Source organism: Acinetobacter rongchengensis (assembly GCF_003611475.1).
In the GTDB taxonomy this organism is placed as follows: Bacteria; Pseudomonadota; Gammaproteobacteria; order Pseudomonadales; family Moraxellaceae; genus Acinetobacter; species Acinetobacter rongchengensis.
In genome coordinates this window covers 1-5,693 of sequence record NZ_RAXT01000095.1, presented here as the reverse complement: position 1 = coordinate 5,693, position 5,693 = coordinate 1, and the positions used below count along the sequence as shown (strand labels likewise).

General features: G+C 37.6%; 6 protein-coding genes. All 6 read right to left on the bottom strand.

The genetic code is table 11. The features are described 5' to 3' along the window. Nucleotides 1-428: 428 nt before the first annotated feature. Complete coding sequence (locus D7V20_RS18325) at nucleotides 429-1,904, bottom strand: zonular occludens toxin domain-containing protein (protein ID WP_120385328.1); 1,476 nt, start codon at nucleotides 1,902-1,904, stop codon at nucleotides 429-431. Between the two features lie 64 nt (nucleotides 1,905-1,968). Then, on the bottom strand, nucleotides 1,969-2,247 hold the full coding sequence (locus D7V20_RS18320) for a DUF2523 family protein (protein ID WP_171407859.1): 279 nt from the start codon (nucleotides 2,245-2,247) through the stop codon (nucleotides 1,969-1,971). Beyond that, nucleotides 2,240-3,520 carry a virulence factor TspB C-terminal domain-related protein gene (locus D7V20_RS18315; RefSeq protein WP_120385326.1) on the bottom strand — a complete coding sequence of 427 codons (1,281 nt, stop codon included), beginning with the start codon at nucleotides 3,518-3,520 and terminating at the stop codon, nucleotides 2,240-2,242. Before D7V20_RS18315 ends, D7V20_RS18320 begins: the two co-directional genes overlap by 8 nt. Nucleotides 3,521-3,622: 102 nt before the next feature. Continuing rightward, nucleotides 3,623-3,904 carry a hypothetical protein gene (locus D7V20_RS18310; protein ID WP_120385325.1) on the bottom strand — a complete coding sequence of 94 codons (282 nt, stop codon included), beginning with the start codon at nucleotides 3,902-3,904 and terminating at the stop codon, nucleotides 3,623-3,625. Between the two features lie 333 nt (nucleotides 3,905-4,237). After that, on the bottom strand, nucleotides 4,238-4,528 hold the full coding sequence (locus tag D7V20_RS18305; protein ID WP_120385324.1) for a hypothetical protein: 291 nt from the start codon (nucleotides 4,526-4,528) through the stop codon (nucleotides 4,238-4,240). After that, nucleotides 4,482-5,693 (bottom strand): replication initiation factor domain-containing protein (locus D7V20_RS18300; protein ID WP_213072521.1); only part of this gene is annotated, 1,212 nt, incomplete at its 5' end. The genes D7V20_RS18305 and D7V20_RS18300, both read right to left, overlap by 47 nt.

The following is a 5,693-nucleotide window of genomic DNA, read 5'->3' as shown; positions in this document are numbered from 1 at the left end:
CATATTATAGAAGCTATTTCAGTGAATATTGTAAAGAATGCATGTTAACGGAATTAAAATAACTAATAGAATTAGCTTATTAATTGGATGTATACCAAATGTCCATTTCATCATTAAATTCCTAAAAAGCGTAATCAGAGGGTCGATGCTCGAATAATTTACTGTCACTCGTTAACACTCGTTTAAGCGTCATAGACATGACGTTTCAGCTATAAATCAGTTCTTTGCGTATAATATCGACAAGTCTTTTTTGTGAAAAGACTTGTACAAGTTTCACTTGTAAATCAGTGACATAAAATTTTGACAACTAAAATAACCATAAGCATTACCTAGAATAAAACCCAGAGTAAATACAAATGAAATCAAGACTAAAAACAATCGTGTAGGAAAGAAATGTTTAAAAGCAGTTCTTACATGAGCATCATGTTTCATAGTGCATTCGCTCCATTGACTGTACGTGCTTCAAGTTGTGGATCGACTTGGTTATTGGCGTAATTTATTTCCTGCGGAATATCTCGTTTAACAGTCGATTGAACAGCGTCCGAAGGATTGACTTGATTACTTGTATTAACATTATTTTGTACCTGTACTGGCGACCTAGTGTAATCAAACAGCCGTTCACCATTGAGCCATTTTTGGCAATGAGATTGCTTGATTTTAGGCATGATATTGCCCTGTTGATCTATCCCAACCAATTGGCCGTTCGGCTTCTTTGCACAACCTGTCAGACGTGGATAATCAACGATTTGAATTGTTGATTTAGGTTGAAAGTCATAAGGATTGTTAGAATCGTAGGAAACTTGATGAATCACTTCACCTGAATCGGTAACAGATGATTTTTGTTTAGAGAGATCATCGAACCATTTGACACATTCAGGTTTTTCAATATTGCTTGCCTTTCTACATTGTGTACTTAAATCTGATTGATCAGAATTTATATTAGAAGCTGTAGCCTGCTTATTATTTGCATTGGTTTCTTGTGGCTTTCCAGACAATGAATTACCAACTTGGTCGTAAATCACATTATCTTTAAATGCAAAATGATAAAACAAATAACCCATCACTAATACAAATGCGCCAATGAAAAAAACAAAACGAGGAATACGCTTTTGGTGCGTATTGATCGTCGTTGATTTGTATAAGGTAAAAATGCGATCAGATGGCTTAAATGAGAATTTATTCTCACAATTCACCTTATTCACTAAAGCATTTGGATTATCACGAGCAGAACCATATTGATAAACTTTAGGCGTCCAACCATAGGGACGTGTTATATGGTAGTGGCAACCCACTAATTCCTTAACAACTGGATGTAAAAATCTAGGTGCTTGAGTAATAAAATAAAAATCAAATCCACGATGACGATGGATTGTTAAATCTAAAATAATTTGATCTTCTGACTTCTTATTTGAATATGGCGCAACAAGTTGAACCTCATCCAATACAAATACTGAGCCATCTGGAGCATCACGCCAATCATGTATCAAGGCACGTGTATACGGTATTTTTAATGCCTTAATATTTGTATAGATTGTCCGTACAGGCTGAAATAATTCAAACTTTTGGTGACCATGTGTGTCGTTAATACGGTCGACAATTTCGTTATATCTTGTTGTTTTCTTAAAGTAGTCGTCAGGTCGTAAATCTTCATAATCTTCCTTTAAAAAATAAAAGTAATCTTCAGGAAGCATTTCAGTAATCGTTCTACGTTCCGATCCTGAGCCTTCTTCATAGATATACAACGCAAATTCATCTTTAAACTTCTCGAATAAAGATAAATTGTGTTCATAGACCAATTTATTTTTGCGGACATTGAGAAAGTTTTGGCGTTCTAATTTGTCCAATTGAGTAACGACAAATGCAGTCTTTGAAGCACCCGGTGTGCCAGTGACTAAATTCAACATGATTAAAATCCCTACGTTAACAGCTTAGTCGGACGTCGTAGCTCCTTCTCCCGCGCTGTTAACGCTATTTTTTCTTTAAGAGATGTAATGGCGAAGCTTGCTTGTAGTGCTTTGCAACGATTGCACCGAGCACAAGTGAGAAATAAATATGCAAACCAGTGACACCACACATTTGCAATAAGACAGCAGGCAATGAAGTAACAGAATCTCTAAAATGAGAAATCATGGTATTTACGATTACTAATGAAACACCCGCAACACCTAAAGTTACACCTGCACCCTCTAAGACATTTTTTAAAAAACCTTTTTGAACGCTCGCTAACAAGGTCGATAGATTAGACATCTTGACGCACTCCAGTAACAATATAGAGCGCATGAAGTGAACCTAGAGCAACGACAATTGGATATACAAAAGTTGAAATTGATTCACACCAAATTGTGAAATCAAATGAAAAATCTAATGTCGATCCATTCCAATTGAACGTTAGTGGGATTTTCTGAGGACAAGCCGTAGAAAAATTTATTGTTGAATCAGGTTCATTTTCTGTTTGATCATTAATATTTAACTCAGTATCTTCTTTCTCAGGTTCTTTCACCCATTCTTGAGCCAATGTCCAAGCTTCAGATATAGATTGCGCCCAACTTTCAGCTTTTGATTTGCCAGTTTCCCACCAATTTGTAAGGGTTGTAGGGAATGAAATTACAGTTTGAGCAGCTTCACAGACTTGAGGTGCCCAACCGCAGAACGTTGGAAATTCTATACTGAGGTCTGTACCACCCGTTTCTGTATTCGGTTTTGTTTCACCAGTAGCCATTTCATCGGTTGCAGTCTTTGCGTTAGCTTCAAGCTGATTAACGATTGGACGAGCTTTAGCGTCATCGTTTTGAGCATCATTCACGATATCGGCTGCTGCTGCGGTAGTTGCTACTTTTGCATCTGAATTGCCCGACTCAGCATTAGAAATAATTTTTTGTGATACAACATCAAGCGGGATAGATTTTTCTTGATTGTCAGTTTCTGCATTAGGGTTATAAGCTGGATTTACAACTTGATTAACTTGTGTATATCCATAAGCGTGATAGCACTTTGCAACCTTACCATTTGACTCATAAACAATTTTTGAAATTTTGCCATTTAATTCAGGCCACACAGACATACCTGCTTTACAGGCTGTTATATCATCAGAGAAAAATTTAGGTATAGAGCCTACAGAAACAGACCAAATCATAGGAATTGCGGGACAATCAGTTTTTACAGTGCAATCTTTACCAGTTTCTTTTTCTTTATAGCGTATTAGAGAATTTGCAGGATCAAGTACCCAATCTACAGAACCTAAAAGCCCCTCAACAGCCACAGATAAAGCAACACCTGCGACACCACGGGCTAGAACTTTTGAAACATCCTTAGCGACTGGAGTAATTAAAGCTGTAGAAGTTTTTGCAACATTTTTTCCGTTAATAATGACATTTTTTGCACCGTTATAAACCGTAGATGCACCTTGAGCGACTGGATTAGATAAAGTCCAACCATTAAAGCCCGCAGCACGTGCATTGAATGGCATCATATACACTGAAAACATCAACAATACAGCTATATATTTTTTAAAACGACCCATGTAACAACCACCACAGTAATTGGCAATAACCAGTAAAAGATTGAGGCTGATTCCGCTTCCATAAATACACCCTAATAAGTAAGCCCCCGTAGGGGCTTGTTTTTAAGCTGCGTTAGCACCTTTATTGAGTTTTTTATAGCCAATGATAATCGCTGTAATTGTTGCAGCAGCAATTAAAACAGTGACTACAATGCCTTGAGCCGAGGTCAATTGACCAGTGATCGCAGTACCAATACCCGATAGATCAGCTTCAGCATGAGCAGAACTCACTAATGCGTAAGAACCGACAGTTGCAGAAGTTACAGCAATTTTATTGCGGAAACGTTGGAACCATGTTTTTTGATGGTGTTCTTGTTCGATACGAGTTACGTTTTGTAGAGCCATGACATTTTCTCCTTTAAAATTTGTCGTTAGGCAAGTTTTGCGGATTTCATAATGAAGCTATAAGCTATTAATATTCCGCATATCTTTGCCATCTCAATTGAGATCGCAATAGAATCTGATTGTGTAATTGCAAGATTAGAAAAGAAAAATGATGATGTTAACGGCACGTATTCAATACAACGTTGAACGTTATCAACGATTTCTAGTGATGAACATGCATATAAAATCATTTAATTTTTCAACCTTTACACGCTGATACGTGAAACTGGTATTGTCCTTTGTGCAGGTATGTGCCACACGTAGGACAGCTATATGTTAGAAAGTTGCTGTGAATCATGGTGTTGACTTTTGTGGAACGAGTTCCTTAATAATGGTCATTGTCGCTTTACCATTGGACACTTGTTCTAAAGTGGCATCTGCAAGAAATGGGAACTTTTGCCCTTTGATTTTTTCAAAGTTGAAAGAGGTTCCCCACTTCATTTCAGAGCCAACTTGGCCCGCAAAGTTTTCACCCTCTTGTAAATCGGCTTGGTGATAGATCGTTGTTGAGTCAAAAGGACGTCCGTTGTAATCACCCTTAGACGCTTTGGCACCAAGTACCACCATTTGTGTTTTGAATTGCATTGATAAAATCCTTATAAGTAGAATCATTTAGACCTTGAACACCCACAAAAAGCGGAAATTCATCATGTGATCTAATCGGTTGTTTTAAACGTATGGACTGCATTACTACAGCATGAGAAAACTTGAGTCTTTTAGGTACTTCATCTTTCGGAGATGAAAGCATGGCAATTAATTCATTCGGTTCGATAATTTTTGAGAATTGACGAATGTATTTACCGAATTGATCTTTCACAATTTGAATTGCAGAATCCCAATTGATTTGTGATTGTTTTTTAATGGTTTGCATCTTTTCAGGTGTGCAGAATTCTTTTTCTAAAGTCTGAGCAAGCCATTCAAAACAAGGATAAGCACCTAAGAAATACTGACTTGGTGAAAGTAAAATATCTAAAGGGATATAGCGGTCTTTGCCTTTAAATTCGACCTCAGCACGACACCAAGGGCTTAAAGGACTGCCCTCCTTTTTACCACGTTCATAGAAACGGCAATATTTGCCACTGGTACGGTCACCGATACAAAATGAACGACCTTTACCATTAGGACGCTTCCAGGAACCAAACATTTCGATTTTGGGTTCACGGCCACCACACCAAAAACCGTTATGATCATCCCAATAATTGGCAAGATCGACAGAGATGTATTTCCCCTCAAAGTCATCAAAGGCAAGGTCTACACGGGTAAGTTTTGGTTTTACTGCGAAAGTTTTAAGGAAGCGATAAAGTTGTTCGTTCCAACCCTTTCTTGCAAGTGCACAGCCAGTACCGTTAATTTGTACAGATATTTTTTTAGAGCTGTGACCATACAAAACCATGCCCATCATATCTTGTAATTCGTATGCATATTTGTAGTTATGCATGCCCTTTTCACGTTTTTTATCTAAGCCGAAACCAAATATTTCGTATAAGTGCTGATCTAAAAAGGTTTCAATTGCATAGGTGAGCGTAGATTCAACATGATCAGGATGAATTGAAGAATATTCTTGACCGAGTGTTGAAGCATCAAAACTAAAAGTGATCCAATCGTGAGAGGCGATACCATATTCATCACAAGGCACTGAGTGCAGAATAGGAAGATTGCCCTTTTCTGTGAGAATCATTTTTACGTTGTCGAGCTTCCGTGGGAAAGTGAATTGATTACATTGCAGACGAGAATCGACTGACGTTACCCC

Excerpts from the sequence above, each read along its gene's own strand:
- D7V20_RS18325 (WP_120385328.1), bottom strand. The coding sequence starts at position 1,904 with ATGTTGAATTTAGTCACTGGCACACCGGGTGCTTCAAAGACTGCATTT.
- D7V20_RS18320 (WP_171407859.1), bottom strand. The coding sequence starts at position 2,247 with ATGTCTAATCTATCGACCTTGTTAGCGAGCGTTCAAAAAGGTTTTTTA.
- D7V20_RS18315 (WP_120385326.1), bottom strand. The coding sequence starts at position 3,520 with ATGGGTCGTTTTAAAAAATATATAGCTGTATTGTTGATGTTTTCAGTG.
- D7V20_RS18310 (WP_120385325.1), bottom strand. The coding sequence starts at position 3,904 with ATGGCTCTACAAAACGTAACTCGTATCGAACAAGAACACCATCAAAAA.
- D7V20_RS18305 (WP_120385324.1), bottom strand. The coding sequence starts at position 4,528 with ATGCAATTCAAAACACAAATGGTGGTACTTGGTGCCAAAGCGTCTAAG.